Source organism: Deltaproteobacteria bacterium (genome assembly GCA_029860075.1).
In the GTDB taxonomy this organism is placed as follows: Bacteria; Desulfobacterota; JADFVX01; order JADFVX01; family JADFVX01; genus JAOUBX01.
Genome location: JAOUBX010000008.1, coordinates 43,407 through 60,333 on the forward strand (window position 1 = coordinate 43,407; position 16,927 = coordinate 60,333).

The following is a 16,927-nucleotide window of genomic DNA, read 5'->3' on the forward strand; positions in this document are numbered from 1 at the left end:
CCGGGGCAAAGCAATAAGCGCCCCTTCCCGTAAAGCGGCCGGGGCCCGGCAACCCTGCATGAGCAATAGATGATGCCCTTTTAACCATTTACCTTTCCCTGTGCTATACTTTATTTAAGGGGTAGCACATCGTGGTCTGCGCTTTTTAGCCTTCCCGCATGATTCAACATTAAAAAGAATATTTTTCAGTCTGCCTCAAAATGATCATTGAGCCTGACGATGGGGGAAAAGGGTGGTTTTCTATAACGTACTTAAAAAAGCTTCCTATATATTCCTTCCTCTTTTCATTATTATCAGCGCCCTGAGTTTTTCTCTCTATAAAAAAGAAAAAAATATCATCAACATGGAACTGGAACATAATGAGAAAAGAACGGTAGCTCTCCAGAAAGAAACCATCAGAAATGAAATTGATCATATTGTTTCCAACCTCCTTCTGCTTTCCCGTGAATTTGAACTGCATATGTCAAATGGAGGGATATTTGATGAGTCGATAGCATTTTTTAAAAATGAGCTGATCATTTTTTCCGACAGTTTAAAGTCCTACGACCAGGTACGCCTCCTGGACAAAAAGGGGATGGAAGTTATAAGGATTAATCTTGTTGACGGAAAATCTTACCTCGTACCCGATAAAGACCTCCAATCAAAAGGTGATCGTTATTACTTTCATGAGACCCTTAATCTTGAACGCAGTTATATCTATATTTCTCCCTTCGATCTTAATATAGAACATGGACGCATAGAAAAACCCTTTAAACCGGTGATACGGCTGGGAACGCCTGTTTATTACGAGAATGGCAAAAAATACGGTATTATTATTTTCAACTACCTGGGAGAAGTCCTTCTAAAGTCTTTTGAAAAACTTAATGACATGCCCGGAAGAATCTCCATGCTCATGAACATGGAAGGGTACTGGTTTTCAGGCCCTTCCCCGGAAGATGAGTGGGGCTTCATGTTTGAAGAGAGAAAAAAGAGGACCTTCGGCAACAGGTTCCGTGAAGCATGGGCCGTCATTTCGGGCAATGATTCAGGCCAGTTTTACAACAGGGAGGGCATATTTACTTTTAACACGATTAATCCCCTTTTTGAAGCCATCAAATCAAATCCGCTACTGGAAAGCACCGGGAGAGCTTTGGATATTCATTCTCTGCCCCGGCCCTCTGCCTGGAAAATCGTGTCACTCGTTCCCGGAGAAGTGATTGCGGCAAAAACAGACAAGGTCCTGAAAAAGTTTTTACTTGTCTATGCCTTCCTTGTTTTTCCATTATTGTTTGTTTCCTGGCAGGTGGCCCGCATAAGCATTCAGCGGAAATTATGGCAGGAAACGCTGGAAAAAAGTGAAGCCGGCCTCCGCACGGCCCAAAACATTGCCCGTATGGGAAATTGGGAGTGGGACACATCAGGCGGCAAAATATACTGGTCGGAAGCTTTTTTTCACATTCTGGGCCTGGACGCAAAAAAACATGCTCCCGGCATGAAAACATTTCTTAAGCTCGTTCATCCCGGCGACAGGGCTTATGTTAAAGAAAAGATCCGTAATTCTCTTAAAAAGAAAGAAGCCCTAAACATGGACCACAGGATGATTTTGCCCGATTCATCAGAGATGGTGATTATTCATGATCATGGCGAGATGATAAGCGATGACGGTAAAAAGACGGTAAAAATAATAGGAACAATCCAGGACGTAACAGCGCAAAAAAAGATTGAAGAAGCGCTTTTGAAAAACAACCACCTTCTCGATGCCATCAGAAGCGCCCAGGAAAAGTGCATCATGGAAAAAAATGTGCCCCCTCCTTTCAAGGAACTTCTGGCCCACCTTCTCTCTTTAAGCAATAGTGAGGGCGGCTTTATCGGGGAAGTGATTATATCCAAAGGCCTTTCCACCCTCAACGTGGTTACATCCGCTTTTAATTTCACCGGTAAAAAAACCGGAGATAATGCCTCTGAAAGTCCCGACCCTGCCGGCATAAATCCACTTTTTGAAGCGCTTGTTTTAAAGGGAGAAAGAATTATTTCAAACCATTTTTCCGGAGCGCCTCATTTGAGGGAACTGTTCAGGAGCCACCCTCTCATTAACGCCTTCATAGCTATCCCCATTAAAGAGGGCCATAGAGTAACAGGCATGATAGGCATGGCAAACCGGCCCGGCGGTTATGATGATGAGTTGCTTGACTTTCTCGATCCTTTTATTCGAACGTACGGAAACATTATTAAGGCCTACAAAAATAACGCAAAGCGCTTTGCCGCAGAAAGGAAACTCCTTAAATATAAGGAAAACCTTGAAAAACTGGTAGGAAAACGCACTGCCGAACTGGCAAATACCAACAGGGCACTGCAAAAAAGCGAGGCCCTTTATCATAGCCTTGTTGACAATATGAATGAAGGTCTCGGTATGGTTGACAAAGAGGGAACTACGACCTATGCAAATAGTCAATTCGGCAACATAATAGGTTATCCCCTGTCCGACATTATCGGAAAACACTGGACAAGCTATTTTGACAGTACAGCCAGGGAAGAAATTGAAGCGGAGCTTAAGAAAAGGAAAAAAGGCATTGCAGAACCCTATGAAGTTGAAAACAGGCGTAAGGACGGCAAAAAAGTCTGGCTCAGGATTTCCCCGAAAGTAATGCTTGACCCTGAGGGCAGGTTCCGGGGAAGCATGGGCCTTTTCCAGGATATTACGGACAGAAAATTATATGAGGAAGCGCTTAAAAAAAGAGAAGAGGAACTGGGGGAACGGATTAAAGAACTCAATTGTCTCTACGGCATGTCAAAATTGATCGAGGCGAAAGGGATCACTCTTGATGAAATCCTGGAAGGCACGGCAGAACTGCTGACAAAGGCATGGCAGTATCCGGAAATTTGCTGCGCCGCAATCTTTTTTGAGGGGAAAGCATTCAAAACAGCCAGGTTCCGGAAAACAAAATGGTGTCAAACAGCACCTGTCTTCATTGACGGGAAGAAAGCGGGACAGGTAGAAGTCTGTTACCTGAAAAAAACAGCGCAGCACAATGAAAGCCCCTTTCTTAAAGAAGAAGAAGCGCTCATCAATGAAATAGCAGAGCGAACAGGAAGCATAAGCAAACGAATAGAGGTGGAAAAAGCCCTTGCTGAAAGTGAAGCAAAATACAGGGGCCTTTTTAATAATGCACAGGTCGGATTATGGAGGATCTCGGCTGGTGACGGGAAATTGCTGGAATGCAATGAAAGGCTCGCCCGGATTTTCGGTTATTCAAACCGTAAAGAAGCGATGACGCATTTTATTGCTTCAAAAAACTACCTTGATCCGGGAAAAAGGGAAGAAATGCTTGCCCTTATTAAGAAGAAGGGAGAGATCAATAATTTTGAAGCACGGCTGGCAGGAAAGGAGGGTCTGCCCATTTGGGTCCGTTTTTCTGCAAAACTCTATGCTGATAAAGATTTTCTTGAAGGCGTGGCTACCGATATTACGGAAGAAAAGGAGGCCTTAGAGGCGCTGCAAAAAAGTGAAGAGCAGTTCAGGCAAGTGGTGGACAAGTCTCCCGTTCCCATGGTGATTACTGATTCCAAAGGGTATATTGAGAATTTCAACAGTAAATTTATCGAACTTTTCGGCTGGACGACAAAAGAGGTGAGAACACCGGAGCAGTGGTGGAATGCAGCTTATCCCGACGGGAAATACAGGAATAAGGTCCGCCGTTCCTGGGAAAAAGCCGTCAACGAAGCAACCCTTAAAAAGATGGAAATACCGCCGCAACAGTGGCAGGTGACATGTAAAAACGGTGATCTCAGGGAAGTCGAGTTCAGAATGGTTCCCATTTCTGAAAAGAGGAATGTTATTGCCATGAATGATATTACGGAAAGAAAAAAGGATGAATTGAAAATCCGCAACTCACGTGAACAGATGCGCGCCCTTGCCTTGCACCTGCAAGATATTCGTGAAGAAGAAAGAAGCGCCATTGCCCGGGATATTCATGATGAACTGGGTCAAGTACTGACGGCCTGCAAATTTGATTTGTCATGGATCGGAACAAAACTGAATAAAAAACAGGAGGAGCTTCTGGAAAGAGTGAAAGAATCGACGGAATATATGGACAGGGCCATTCAGTTTGTAAAAAAAATTGCAACGGAACTAAGACCGGCGCTCCTCGACGACGTCGGCCTTATGGCTGCCGTCGAGTGGCAGGCAAGGGAATTTGAAAGGAAAACGGGCATAAAGTGCCATGTTGAATTCAGGCCCTGGCGCATTATATTGAGCAGAGATCTTTCAACAGCCGTCTTTCGAATTTTCCAGGAAGCATTAACTAACGTATCACGCCATTCAGAAGCGAGCGCTGTGAACGCTCTGCTTGAAGGCCAGGGACCCAATTTAGTCCTGGAAGTAAAAGACAACGGAAAAGGAATGAGCGATGAAGATATGGCAAACTCAAAATCATATGGTATTATTGGAATGAAGGAACGCCTCTTTCCCTGGGGCGGTAATGTGACTATTTACGGGAAGAAAAAAGAAGGCACAACGGTAAGAGTGATAATTCCACTTTTAAAAACAGAAAAAGTAAGCAGCAAAATGAAAATATGATCAGGATTCTTATTGCAGACGATCATACGATTTTAAGAGAAGGATTAAAACGTATTCTGTCCTCCTCCAAAGACATTGTTGTTGCCGGTGAAGCGGCAAACTCGAAAGAAGTGCTTAGCCAACTCTCTAAAAGCAATTTCGATGTTGTTCTTCTGGACATATCCATGCCCGGCCGGAGCGGGCTCGAGATTATCCGGGAAATCAGGGACTACAATAAAAAATGTTCTGTTCTTGTGCTCAGTTCCTATCCCGAAGACCAGTATGCATTGCGCGTAATAAAGGCAGGCGCCGCGGGATATCTGACAAAGGAAAGCGCTGCTGAAAAATTGATTGACGCCATAAAAAAGGTCTCCGGCGGGGGGAAATACATTACGCCTTTTGTCGCTGAAATGCTGGCCTTTGAAGTTGTCGACGGTAACCTCCACAAGGCGCCCCATGAAAAGCTTTCCGACAGGGAGTATCAGGTCATGTGCATGATAGCCTCGGGCAAATCCGTTTCCCACATCGCTCTGGAACTGTCATTAAGCGTAAAAACCATTAGCGCCTACAGAGCGAGAATGCTTACAAAAATGAAGATGAAAAATAATGCGGAGCTTACGCACTATGCCATCAGGGAAGGGCTTGTCGGGTAAGATGTATTTATTTTTGACATGATCCTGTTAAACCATGATCCAGCTCAGCAGTGTCCGGTCAGGGAATTGCAGAAATTTAAAAACCCCATCCCCCTCCTGACCTCCCCCTTGAAGGGGGAGGAACAGCGGTGCAAAATCCTGACCGGACACTGCCGGGGCCAACTGCTGTTTCCAGGATAATTGTTTTGACTAACGTTGTAGGACAAAGTCGCTAGTGTAATTGAGACAAATACATTAGTCACAAATGGGCCTTGACCTGTTTTTTTATACATCGAAACCCCTTATGCTAATAGTAGGAGCAGACTATAAAAAAGTGAAATTTTAGCATGGGGGATAAAATGGCTAAAAAAGTATTAATATGTGATGACGAAATCAGTGTGAGGGAACTCATTAAAAAAATAGTGCAGAGAGAAGGATATGAAGCGCTTCTTGCCAAAGATGGCGATGAAAGCATAGACATGGCCTGTCATAATGCGCCGGACCTGATCATTCTCGATCTGACCATGCCGGGAAAAACGGGCTATGACGTATGCATGGCATTGAAAAGACAATCCCTCACCAAAGATATCTACATCATCGTTCTAACAGGCAACCTGCTTGAAATGGATGACAAGTGGAAAAAAATGACAAAACCCGATTTTCTCTTTACCAAACCTGTTATCCCGCGCCAGCTTCGTATGAAACTTCATGAAGTACTGGACAGGTAGATGAAAAAAGATAATCCCGCCGACATGGAAAGCCTTACCGATGAACTGCTTCATTGCTATGAAGAACTGGGGTTGATCTACGAAACAGGAGAGCTTCTCGCGTCTATTGCAAGAGGTGAAGTGAGTCAGTGGAAAGCCATGTCCGGCACTTTCCTTCAACTTACCATTGAAACGCTGAAGGCGGATATGGGGTGGATTTATTTTGATTCAGAGAATAAAAAGGATGTTCACGTCGAGGCCGTAAGCAGTATTCAAAAAAGAAATGCAAAAAAGATTTCTCTCCACTTTTTAAGCCGGGTAAAAGAGGGAACCTTAATGGTTAACCATCCTCTTGATAAAAACGGTAATGAAAGGGCAGACAAGACTTCTCTCCTCATTTTCTCGCCCTTTAAATCTGCCGGCAGATTTATAGGTGCTATTGTCATAGGCAAAGAAGGACCTGCCCCATTCAACTCAGGTGATGTAAAACTGCTTTCACACGTTTCCGGCTATTTTTCAAACATATTTGAAAATGCCAGAATGTTCCAGGAAATAAAAGAGGCATACCTCTTGTCGGAAAAAGCGAATAAACGCCTTAATGAATTAAACAAAATGAAGAAAGACTTTATTGCCATTGCCTCTCACGAACTGAATACACCGCTTTCAATCATCTCTTTATGCCTGGAAATGATTAAAATCAGGGGAAAGGAGAGTTTGCCGGAAAAACTCTATGATGTTCTCGAAACAATGGATGAGGGGCGAAGTAAACTGGCGGAAATTATAAACAATATTTGCAGTTATTCATGGCTCGATGAAGGTAAACTTTCGCCGGAGAAAGAGTCTTTTTATTTGATTGATATAACGAAAGAGATTCTGGCGGGACTGGAGAGTATTTTCAGGAAAAGAAATATCAATGCCGGCCTCCGGGTAAGCAAAGACTTTAAACTATTTGGCGATATAGAGATGATAAAAAATTTAATCAGCGAAATCATCCTTAATGCCGTTAAAAATACGCCTGACGGCGGTAAAATCGACATCAAGGGCGAGAGGAAGAAGAATGAAACCATCGTCTATATCAGCGATAACGGAAATGGCATTCCTCAAGCCGAGAGGGAGCATCTTTTTGATCCCTTTCACAAAGCGGGAGATTTTATGACCCATTCAAGCGGAACCTATGAATACAAAACGGGAGGGATCGGGATCGGACTTGCCCTGGCAAAACGTATCGTTGAATCTCATGGCGGCAGGATATGGCTGGAAAACGCTTCTCATATCTGCAACTTTTCAAAAGGTTCCTCTTTTGCCGTCAGCCTCCCTCTCCAATAAAAACAAAAGTGGCGGCATGCGTGAAAACCGCTTTACCCTTATCAGAAAGAATCCTGCATTATTGCCATCCTTACCGGTATTCGGACGAAACTTAACCGGCCGCATGTTTTTCCCCTTGCTCTATTTCTTGATACATGCCATATTTTTTTAGTCCTCTTGTAAAGTATTTTTCATTTGCTAAACTTAAATTATCAGCAACAGTCCTGTCCGTTCATTCGGGGAGGCAACGAGTGAATTGACGGCTATTAGCGCAATAAGCTGAAAAATTAATAAACAACATGCCGACTGTATTTAAGGAGAAAAAGTGAGAAGAGAAAAGTTATTACTTGTCGATGATGAAGTTGCCATTCTTGATATCTGTGAAAAAATTCTTGTCAGGGATCAATATGATGTGCTGACGGCATCATCAGGTGAAAAAGCCATGGAAATTATGGATAAGGAAATGGTGGATATTCTTGTTACCGACATAAAGATGCCCGGCATGAGTGGAAAAAAACTGCTCAAGGAAGGAAAGAAAAAATATCCCGATATGTCGGCTGCCATCATTACAGGCTATGCCGACATGAAACTGGCCATAGAAACGATGCACCTGGGGGCGCAGGCCTTCATCATAAAGCCTTTTTCCCCTTCCCAGCTAAAAGATATGCTTCATGCCCTTACCGAAAAAAAAGTCCTGCTCAAAGAGAACCTGAGGCTAAAAACCTTGATGCCCCTCCTTGAAAGCAGCAGGAAGATGCTGGAAAAAATTGATTGCCGTGAAATATGCAATCTCGTTATGAAAGAACTATTGGAAGGCCTTAAAGCGGACAAAGCGGCTATTTTGCTAAGGGAGGAAAATGAATTCCAGGTCATGTCAGGTGATGGCTTTGAAGGTGAAATACTGGAAGAACTTGTAAAGAATGATCATCTTTTAAATAAAATTTCCGACAGAAAAAAGCAGGCGCCCATGAGAGGGGATGCGGTATTTAAAAAACAGCCTGCCCTCGCCGGCGCAAAAATAATAATGACTCCCATTGTTCATGATAAAAAAACTTCCGGACTTTTGATTACACTGAAGGACGGGGACAGTGACAACTTTAGCGAAGGAGAGCTTGAGTTTATCACTATTTTATCCAATCACCTGGCGGCATCCATGGATCGCGCCCTCCTTTACAGGAAACTGGAAGAAGCCCTTGCCGAGGTAAAAGAGGCAGAGAAACTGAAGGATATTTTTCTTCGCAATATTAGTCACGAGTTTCGAACGCCCCTCAATATTGTTATCAGTTTTGCAGAGATTATGCTTGAAGGTTACCGGGGAGGGAAAAAACTTTCCTATGAGAGAGAAAAGCTCGAAATTATCCGTAATAAAGGAGATGAGCTTCTGGCCCTTTTTGAAATGCTTCTCGATGCAAGCGGACTGGAAGCGAACACAATAAAAGCCAGTCTGAAACCGGCGCTCCTGTCCTCATTAATTTCAGAATGCTATCCCTCCTTTAAGAAAAAAGGGGAAGACAAGGGCCTTGCAGTAGTCTTTAAGAGCAACAGGAAAAAACTGCAGGTTGTCATCGATGAAGCGTTAATGAATAAGGTATTAAGCCATGTGCTGAACAATGCCATAAAATTTACCGATAAGGGAAAGGTTGAAATATCAGCGGACAGAGTCGGATCGGAGGTGATTTTGAAAATTCAGGATACAGGTGTGGGCATCGAACAAGATAAAAAGGAAATCATTTTTACAAAATTTCACCAGGGAGATGATTCTATAACCCGGCGATTTGCAGGCGCCGGTCTCGGCCTTTATCTGGCTGAAAAAATGCTGAACCTCATGGAGGGAACAATCGAGGTTGAGAGCCCCCCGCCGGGAACAGGGCAAGGGAGCCTCTTTACAATCAGATTACCTGCTCCGGACTAGGCCCATTCTTATCCCTTACCTGCCGGTATTCTTCTATGGCCTCCTTTATAGCGGAACGAAACTCTCCATTGTCCCAGGGTTTATAAAAACACCTGAAAATTCCGAGTTCGCCGACAGTGGTTTGAACCACGTCATGGTTAACGAGAGCGCTGATCAGGATACTTATTGTTTGCGGTGAAACCTCCCTCGTCTCCCGCAGCAGCTGCAAACCCGACATGCCGGGCATTTTGTAATCGGAAATAAGAAGGGCAACTTCCCTTTTCTTCATAATTTCAATTGCCTCTTCCCCGTTTTTCGCCAATATTATTTCGTAAGGTTCATTGCGCAACAAGCGCCTTATAAGTGATAAAATACAACTTTCGTCATCGACACACAATACGGTATAATTATCCATTCCCACTCCCCCCATTTCTTCACGGAACCACCCTGACGGCATACTCCCTCCTCAGAAAGCTTCCATACACTCTTTAGCCACTTTCATCCGGACAGGCAACTCGATGAGAAAGGTTGTTCCTTCGCCGGGATTACTCATAACCGTAATATTTCCATTATGCTTTTTTATTATATTGTAACTGATGGCAAGCCCCAACCCGGTTCCCTTGCCCGGTTCCTTTGTTGTAAAAAAAGGATCAAATAACTTATTAATAATATCGGGAGGGATGCCTGCTCCTGTATCGCTTACTTCTACAAAAACCTTCTCATTTTCACTAAATGTCTTTATTCGTATTTCCCCTTTATTCTTAATTGCCTGAGAGGCATTAACAAAGAGATTCATAAAAACCTGGTTCAACTGGGTAGGAAAGCACTCAACCTCCGGAATATTCCCATATTCTTTGATAACTTCAGCCTTATATTTAAGTTCATTCCAGACAATATTCAGGGTGCTGTCTATGGCCCTGTGCAAATCAAAAATTTTCCGGTCGGCATCATCGGCCCGGGAAAAATCTCTCAAATCCCGGACGATCTTATAGACCCGGTATGTTCCTTCTTCAGATTCACTGACAAGCTTTTCTATATCATCTTTAATAAAATCGAGGCCCACTTCTTTTTTTATCTTTTCCAGTTCCTTCAGTTGGGCGAAAAAAGCTTTCTGGTCTTTCTTTTTCAAGGCTGAAACAACATCTTCACTCTTGTATAAAATAGCCATAAGATCATGAACATACTCCTTGAGCGTTTTGAGGTTGCTTTGAATAAATCCGATGGGATTATTTATCTCATGGGCAACACCGGCGGCAAGCTGGCCCAGCGATGAAAGCTTTTCTGTCTGAAGGAGCTGGGCATGGGTATTTTTTATTTCTTCATTCGCCTTTTCCAGCTGTGCCGTTCTTTTTTTCACCATGGCTTCCAGGTTTTTGCTGTACCCCTCTATCTTTTCTCTCGAAATTTTCAAAGCTTCCGTCATTTTTGCATTATCAATGGCAACGGCAATCTGCCCTGCCATGGTAATGAGGGTCTCTTTGTCGGACTCATTAAAATAACCTTTCCCGTTTTTGTTAATAACCTCGATAACACCGACGATCTGATCTTTTACAAAGAGAGGAACGGCAATCATGGTTCGGCTTTCAAAACCTGTTTTTTTATCTACGCCGCTAAAAAACCTTTTGTCCTTTTTTAAATCTTCAATAAGGAGCGACTCTCCATGTTCCAGCACCCACCCTGCAACGCCCTGTCCCCGCTTTATCCTGAACTCCTTGACTTCATCCCCCTTTTCACCGAGGGCCACAGTAAATACGAGTTCTCCGCTTACCTTGTCCAGCAAAAGGATTGAACAGGCCTCGGCATTGAGCACAGATTTGCTGATATCCATTATTTTTTCCAGCAGTTTATCCAGATCGAGCGTTGAAGAGATTGCCTTTGAAAGCTTTTCAAAAAGCTCCAGCCTCCTGATCCTCTCTGTCAGTTTTTTTACGAGGGACCGGTTTTCAGTCAGAAGATGCTGCCTTTCGACAGTCTTCATAACGGAATGGAGGAGTTCATCCTCATTAAAAGGTTTCTTTATATAATCGTAAACATCTTTTCTGATCGCTTCCACAGCAGAGTCGGTAGAGGCATAAGCCGTCATAATGATAATGGCCGCATCACGATTTAAGGCCCTGATCTGTGGAATCATTTCAAATCCCGATTCACCGGGCATGACTACGTCGAGGAGAATAATTTCCGCCTTCTCTTTCTTCAGCAGTTCAAGACCCTCTTCAGGGCATTTTGCCATTTTTACGTCGTAACCGGCCTTCGTCAGAATTTCACAGGCAACGGTTCGAATCAGTCTGTCGTCGTCAACGATTAATATTTTTTCCATTGTGAGCTCCCAATACTGCAAAATTGAAAAAAACCTCAGGATAACTGCTTTTTTCTCTCAATCCACTCTCCTCACTTTAGAGGGTATTTTTTATGATTTCATCAAGAGATTCGTCATCCAGGCTATCTTCATCTATGACAATACTCCCGTCTTCACTTCTGCTTACCTCCGATATGCCGGGATAATGGTTCTCCAGTTTTTTCAGTACGCCGGCCTGCTTTTTAACGGTTTTCGTAAGGTTTCTGTTGGTAAGCTTGAGATCTCTGAATTCAAGAGACTGGCTGACGGTCACCTGAATTTCCTCATCTTTCCAGGGTTTGGTAATAAAGCGATAGACTTCACCCTTATTGATGGCATCGATGGAAGCCCCTAAATCAGCGTAACCGGTAAGCATAATCCTTACCGTATCGGGGGAGACTTCCTTCACTCTGGCAAGGAAGTCGACACCACTCATGTGGGGCATTTTGTAATCGGAGATAATAAGTGAAATCTCGTTTTCTTCCACAATTTTTAATCCTTCGGCGCCGCTTGTTGCCGTAAATATTTCATAGCCCTCATTTCTAAAGAGCCTTACCAGCGAATTCAGTATATTGACTTCGTCATCAACGAACATAAGCGTATGTTTCATTATGGTCCCCCTTTCTCATTTGATTGCTGCTGTTTAAAATCTCATTTACTCCCCGGCGGGCACAATTCCCCATAGCGTTAATTACTCCCCTTCACAGGCCGTCAGCTTGCCGCGGGTGATTGCTTAACTGACAAACTTTTTCCAGGCATGTTGTTTTCACACCTTCATAAGCATCTCCTCCTCTTTTTCAATTATTTTCAATAATGCCTCCACCGGCTCAGGATCAAATTGCTTCCCGGCATTAACCTGGAACTCGTTAATAATAAACGCCAGTGTTCTTCCCTCCCTGTAGGGTCTGTCCGCCTTCATTGCATCGAAGCTGTCGGCAACAGAAAGGATGCGCGCCAGCAAGGGAATTTCTCTTCCTTTCAGACCATCGGGATAACCGCCGCCATCATACCTTTCATGGTGATGACGAACGGCGGGAATAATACTTTGCATCTGCTTGATGTGAGATATGATCGCCGAACCGGCCACGGGGTGCTTCTTCATCTGCTGAAACTCCACTTTCGTCAACTTGCCCGCTTTATTAAGTATACTTTCAGGCGTCCCCACCTTTCCAATATCATGGAGCAAACCGGCCAGTTCGAGATGATAGAGATCATCTTCATTAAAGTTGAGCGCTTTCCCGATAAGAAGAGCGTAACGGGTCACTCTTTCCGAATGTCCCGCCGTCCAGGGTGATTTTGTATCGATCGTTTCTGAAAAAGACTTGATCGACGAAATAAAAAGCTCATGCAGATCTTCAATTAACATGGCATTCTTTAATGCAACAGAGGCTTGCGAAGCAAGTATGCCCACAAGATCAATATTTCCCTGGTCAGGTTCGTTCTCTATTTTGCCCAGCTTTGCCAGATTTATGGCGCCAAAGACCTCATCCTTTACCTGGAGGGGGAATGTCATTGATGTCATCTCCCCTTCCACCATAATAGGGTCCAATTCATTGCCGGGCGCGCCTTTCTTCAAAACAATATGTTTGCCCGTTTTGGCGGCCTTCATGGCCATCTCTTCTCCAAGCGCCGCAATCATCCCTTTTTCCGGGAGTCCATCGAGCCCCCGCTGTATTTTTTGCGCGAATGACCCATTATTCTTTTTGAGCATTATCGATATATAGTCGGCGCCGGTTTCACCGGTGGCAACGTGGGCAACGTATTTAAGCAAATTATCGGTATTCACCTCCTGTACCATTCTCCTGCTCGTTTCAAAAAGCGGTAAAAGCGACTTGAGCCTCACATTCTCTTCGATCAAACGCATCTTTTCCATGGCATTATTGACGACAGTCATCAAGTCATTATGGCCGAAAGGTTTTAGAATAAACCCATCGGCGCCGCGCTGCATGGCGTCAAGCGCCATTTCTATTGTGCCGTAGCCTGTAACGATTATTGCGGCATTTTCAGGCCACTTTGCCTTGAATTGCTGAAGCAAATCCATGCCGCTCATACCGGGCATTTTTATGTCCGTAATAAGAAGGTCAATATTGTGCTCCTCCAGCAGGGAAAGCGCCTCCTTACAGTTTGAAGCAACAGCCGTTTCAAAACCTTCCCTTTGCAGAATCCTTTCGGCAAGGGAGACAATCACTTCTTCATCATCAACGACGAGTATCTTCTCTTTTTTCATGGGCCCTGTTCTCTATGCTTAACAGGCAGGAGGACGGAGAACTCACTCCCCTTTCCTTCTTCACTCTTTAAGGTAAGGCGGCCACCGTGGTTTTTTACAATACCGTAACTGACGGAAAGGCCAAGGCCTGTTCCCGCCTCCCCCTTGCTGCTGAAAAAAGGATCAAAAACCTTATCGACAAAAGCTTTCGGTATGCCGCAGCCATTATCCTTGAAGCTGATGAGCACATTCTTATTCGCTTTGTCGCATAAAACCTCCGTTTTTATTTTCAGTTCCCCGCCATCATCCATGGCATGAACGGCATTCCCCATCAGGTTGAGAAAGACCTGCTTCATCTGATTTTCATCGACCTCCACTAAAGGGAGCTTTTCCTCCAGGTTCAACTCAATTAAAATATTGGAGGTCGTTGCCATATGGCTTATGAGAGCAATGCTTTCTTTAATGATAGCATTGATATTACTCGCTTTTTTATTGATCTTTCGCTGACGGGAAAAGTCGAGGAGGTTGCGAATAATGCCTTTTATCCGGTATGATTCTTTTTCAATTACCTTCAAATCTGTATAAACAGAGGAGTTCTCATCGAGGTCTTCCAGAATTAATGAAGCATAACCAAGAACAGCCGTCATGGGGTTATTGATTTCATGGGCCACGTTGGCAGCCAGTTCGCCGATGGAAGCAAGCTTGGCAGACTGTACAAGCAACTCCTGCACGCCTTTCATCTCGGTAATATCTTCCATGACATGAACAAAGAGGGCGCTGCTTAATCCCCTTTCATCAACAACATAGCATCTGACTCTGAATATCTTGCCGCTTGCCGGGTCGGTCAGTTCTTCTTTCCCCGGCAAGGGGTTGCCCTTTGACAGGGAACACATAGTTACAGGCTCTTTCATAACAGGAAAAACCTCCCAGTATTTCCTGCCGATCATATCATCATAGCTTATGCCGGCTTCATCCTGAAAAGCCTTGTTAGCCCTGACAATTCTACAGTCCCTGTCATGAATAAAAATAGGGTCCCATATGCCGTCAAAGGTTTTAACCCACTCCTCTTTAATATGTATAATCGCTTTCTGCGATTCATTAAGGTCCTCCATCATATAAAGCATCGCTCTGCGCGTATCTTCAAGCTCGGCTTCGCGCTTTTTGGATTCGCTCAGTTTGTTTTTCAGGAAAGTCAGTTCCTTTTTAAGTTCTTCAATGGGGCCATCTTTTTCGCCGGGGTCCGGCGTCAGGCCATTGGAAGCAAGCCCGGAAAGGGCTGTTATTTTTTCCTGCTCTTTCATCGCTAAAAGGAATTGCCAAAGGTTTCCGTTTTTTTCAATTTCAACACCATTCCCCACCCCCCGCATCATGCCGGGGGGAATTTCGTCCGCCAGGGATTAAAGAATGAGAAGGGGAGATTTACATCCCTTTGCGAGTCACCGGCCCGGCGCTTCTCAATTCCATAATTTTTCCCCTGAGCTTCAGGTTTTCATCCTTCAGTTCCTTCATCCTGAATTCCCGCTGTACCGTTGCTTTACGGAAACATTCCAACTCTTCAAGGCGGCTTTCCATTGCTTCTTCCGCCATTTTTTTCTCTGTTATTTCCGTAAAATTCCCTACATATCCACTAACTTCGCTCCCGGAAGTCATAATAGGAGAAACCTGAAGCAAACCCCAGAGCACCTTCTTGTCCAATGTGACGAAACGATGCTCTGATTTATACTCCCGCCGGTCCCGCATGACCCCTTCCAATGCCTCAATGACCCGGTCCGATTCATCGGGGTGGAGGCACTTTTCCCATCCCTTTCCCATGGCATCAGGGGCCGTCATACCTGTCAGATCGGACAATCGCCGGCTCCAGTATGTAATATTGCCGCTTAAATCGGCGGCAAAAACAGCCGATGGCGATAGCTGGAGAAAAGTCCTGAAGTGCTCCTCTCTTTCTTTCAGTTGACTAAGGGATTTAACATTCTTGACCATTTGCCACATTTCATCGAGCATTGTTATAATAGCCCTCAGGTCAACATCGTCATAATTTTCACTTTTGTTGGCCACAGCGGCAACAGCAACAAGTTTCACACCATCAAAGACAGGAACGCACAGAAGTCTCTCAATTAAAACATGCCTGTCAGGATAAAACCTCTGGCCCTCCTCTATTTCCTTTTCGCAGTCATTGACGATAATGGGGTAACCCTTCCTGATAACGTCCTTCAAGACCCCGGCCTCATTAATATTTATTTTTCCGGTTTTCTTTTCAACGCAGCGCTCATCATTAGCATCGTTGACTTCATTGGCTTCCCTGGAAAAGGAATAAGCGATCATTTCAGCATCTTCCGACATTAAACCGATAAATGAAAACCTGCTTGCCGTGCATATCAAGGATTGTTTAAGCACAAAAGCGAATATTTCTTCATCCGAGTTAAATCGTCTTTTGTGCATTTCCATTAAGGTAAAAATATTCTGTTCTCCACGAACTGCCTCTCTCTCTATTTTTTTTGTCCGGCTAATATCGGTCAAACAACCTACGATCTCCTGCGGGTTCCCCTTTTCATCTTTCATGACTGTCAACTCGTCACAAAGCCAGATATAGCTGCCATCGTGACAGCGAAAGCGGTATTCATGATAACCGACACTGCTTTCGAGGCTTCTCGACAGCTTGAATAACAGTCTTGCCCTGTCATCGGGGTGAACATGCTCTATCCAGAATTCCGGATTTTCAAGAAAATCTTTGGACTCATACCCCGTCATTTTGTCAATATTTTCACTTACAAAGGTAGCGCCGTAATCTCCCGATGCCTTTGAAGTGTAAATAACGGCACCCCTGGAAGTAAGCAGGTATTGAAGCCGCTTATTGACCTCAAGGGCCCTGTCATCGAACGCTTTGAGAGTGCCCGTATCGGCAATGGTAACAAAAAAGGTTGCCCTATCGGCCTTTAGCTCACCCCGGGCATGGACCCACATGACCTTGCCGTCGGAAAAAAGGTTTCGATGATAAATGTCGTACTTTTTTTTCCCCTTAAGCGCAAGGTCAAGGTTCTCTTTGACAAATCCCAGGTCATGGGGATGGACCCTCTCGAGGACAGGCTCTATTGCAGGTTTTACCTTTTCAGGATCAGCACCGTAAAGCCTGAATAATTCATCCGACCAATAGACTTCGTCGCTTTTCAGGTTCCACTCAATAAAACCCATTTTCCCCACCCTCTGGGCCATAAGAAGCCGTCGTTCACTTTGCTCCGATTTATGGAGTGCCTCCTTAAGCTCTTCTTTGTTTCCCTTCCTTTTTTCCATCATTTACCCTGTTATAGCGCAGTCGAAAA

At 44.3% G+C, this 16,927-nt stretch carries 11 protein-coding genes; 5 read left to right on the plus strand and 6 right to left on the minus strand.

The features are described 5' to 3' along the window. Nucleotides 1-232: 232 nt before the first annotated feature. The 5 genes from OEV42_04120 (at nucleotide 233) to OEV42_04140 (ending at nucleotide 9,090) form a co-directional block, all read left to right on the plus strand. The gene (locus OEV42_04120) at nucleotides 233-4,555 is read left to right on the plus strand and encodes a PAS domain S-box protein (GenBank protein ID MDH3973447.1); all 4,323 of its coding nucleotides are present in this window, start codon (nucleotides 233-235) and stop codon (nucleotides 4,553-4,555) included. Beyond that, a complete protein-coding gene (locus tag OEV42_04125) occupies nucleotides 4,552-5,187 on the plus strand; it encodes a response regulator transcription factor (GenBank protein MDH3973448.1) in 636 nt (211 codons plus the stop codon). Before OEV42_04120 ends, OEV42_04125 begins: the two co-directional genes overlap by 4 nt. Before the next feature lie 338 nt (nucleotides 5,188-5,525). After that, nucleotides 5,526-5,894 carry a response regulator gene (locus OEV42_04130; GenBank protein ID MDH3973449.1) on the plus strand — a complete coding sequence of 123 codons (369 nt, stop codon included), beginning with the start codon at nucleotides 5,526-5,528 and terminating at the stop codon, nucleotides 5,892-5,894. Beyond that, nucleotides 5,895-7,199 carry a HAMP domain-containing histidine kinase gene (locus OEV42_04135; GenBank protein ID MDH3973450.1) on the plus strand — a complete coding sequence of 435 codons (1,305 nt, stop codon included), beginning with the start codon at nucleotides 5,895-5,897 and terminating at the stop codon, nucleotides 7,197-7,199. It abuts the gene before it with no gap. Between the two features lie 304 nt (nucleotides 7,200-7,503). Beyond that, the gene (locus tag OEV42_04140) at nucleotides 7,504-9,090 is read left to right on the plus strand and encodes a response regulator (GenBank protein ID MDH3973451.1); all 1,587 of its coding nucleotides are present in this window, start codon (nucleotides 7,504-7,506) and stop codon (nucleotides 9,088-9,090) included. Here OEV42_04140 and OEV42_04145 read toward each other — a convergent pair. From OEV42_04145 to OEV42_04170, 6 genes are all read right to left on the minus strand, one after another. After that, entirely contained in the window at nucleotides 9,068-9,526 is a 459-nt protein-coding gene (locus OEV42_04145; GenBank protein MDH3973452.1) for a response regulator, read from the minus strand. The two genes, OEV42_04140 and OEV42_04145, sit on opposite strands and share 23 nt — an antisense overlap. 9 nt (nucleotides 9,527-9,535) lie before the next feature. Then, nucleotides 9,536-11,386: a response regulator gene (locus OEV42_04150; protein MDH3973453.1), complete on the minus strand. Its 1,851-nt coding sequence runs from the start codon at nucleotides 11,384-11,386 to the stop codon at nucleotides 9,536-9,538. A 76-nt stretch (nucleotides 11,387-11,462) separates the two neighbouring features. Continuing rightward, the gene (locus tag OEV42_04155; GenBank protein ID MDH3973454.1) at nucleotides 11,463-12,014 is read right to left on the minus strand and encodes a response regulator; all 552 of its coding nucleotides are present in this window, start codon (nucleotides 12,012-12,014) and stop codon (nucleotides 11,463-11,465) included. Nucleotides 12,015-12,170: 156 nt separating this feature from the next. Beyond that, nucleotides 12,171-13,631: a response regulator gene (locus tag OEV42_04160; GenBank protein MDH3973455.1), complete on the minus strand. Its 1,461-nt coding sequence runs from the start codon at nucleotides 13,629-13,631 to the stop codon at nucleotides 12,171-12,173. Further along, on the minus strand, nucleotides 13,628-14,911 hold the full coding sequence (locus OEV42_04165) for an ATP-binding protein (protein ID MDH3973456.1): 1,284 nt from the start codon (nucleotides 14,909-14,911) through the stop codon (nucleotides 13,628-13,630). Before OEV42_04165 ends, OEV42_04160 begins: the two co-directional genes overlap by 4 nt. Before the next feature lie 118 nt (nucleotides 14,912-15,029). Beyond that, complete coding sequence (locus tag OEV42_04170; GenBank protein MDH3973457.1) at nucleotides 15,030-16,901, minus strand: PAS domain-containing protein; 1,872 nt, start codon at nucleotides 16,899-16,901, stop codon at nucleotides 15,030-15,032. Between the last annotated feature and the right edge of the window lie 26 nt (nucleotides 16,902-16,927).

Coding starts and splice junctions, on each gene's coding strand:
- OEV42_04130 (MDH3973449.1), top strand. CDS start 5,526: ATGGCTAAAAAAGTATTAATATGTGATGACGAAATCAGTGTGAGGGAA.
- OEV42_04155 (MDH3973454.1), bottom strand. CDS start 12,014: ATGAAACATACGCTTATGTTCGTTGATGACGAAGTCAATATACTGAAT.
- OEV42_04135 (MDH3973450.1), top strand. CDS start 5,895: ATGAAAAAAGATAATCCCGCCGACATGGAAAGCCTTACCGATGAACTG.
- OEV42_04170 (MDH3973457.1), bottom strand. CDS start 16,901: ATGATGGAAAAAAGGAAGGGAAACAAAGAAGAGCTTAAGGAGGCACTC.
- OEV42_04160 (MDH3973455.1), bottom strand. CDS start 13,631: ATGAAAAAAGAGAAGATACTCGTCGTTGATGATGAAGAAGTGATTGTC.
- OEV42_04165 (MDH3973456.1), bottom strand. CDS start 14,911: ATGAAAGAGCAGGAAAAAATAACAGCCCTTTCCGGGCTTGCTTCCAAT.
- OEV42_04145 (MDH3973452.1), bottom strand. CDS start 9,526: ATGCCGTCAGGGTGGTTCCGTGAAGAAATGGGGGGAGTGGGAATGGAT.
- OEV42_04150 (MDH3973453.1), bottom strand. CDS start 11,386: ATGGAAAAAATATTAATCGTTGACGACGACAGACTGATTCGAACCGTT.
- OEV42_04125 (MDH3973448.1), top strand. CDS start 4,552: ATGATCAGGATTCTTATTGCAGACGATCATACGATTTTAAGAGAAGGA.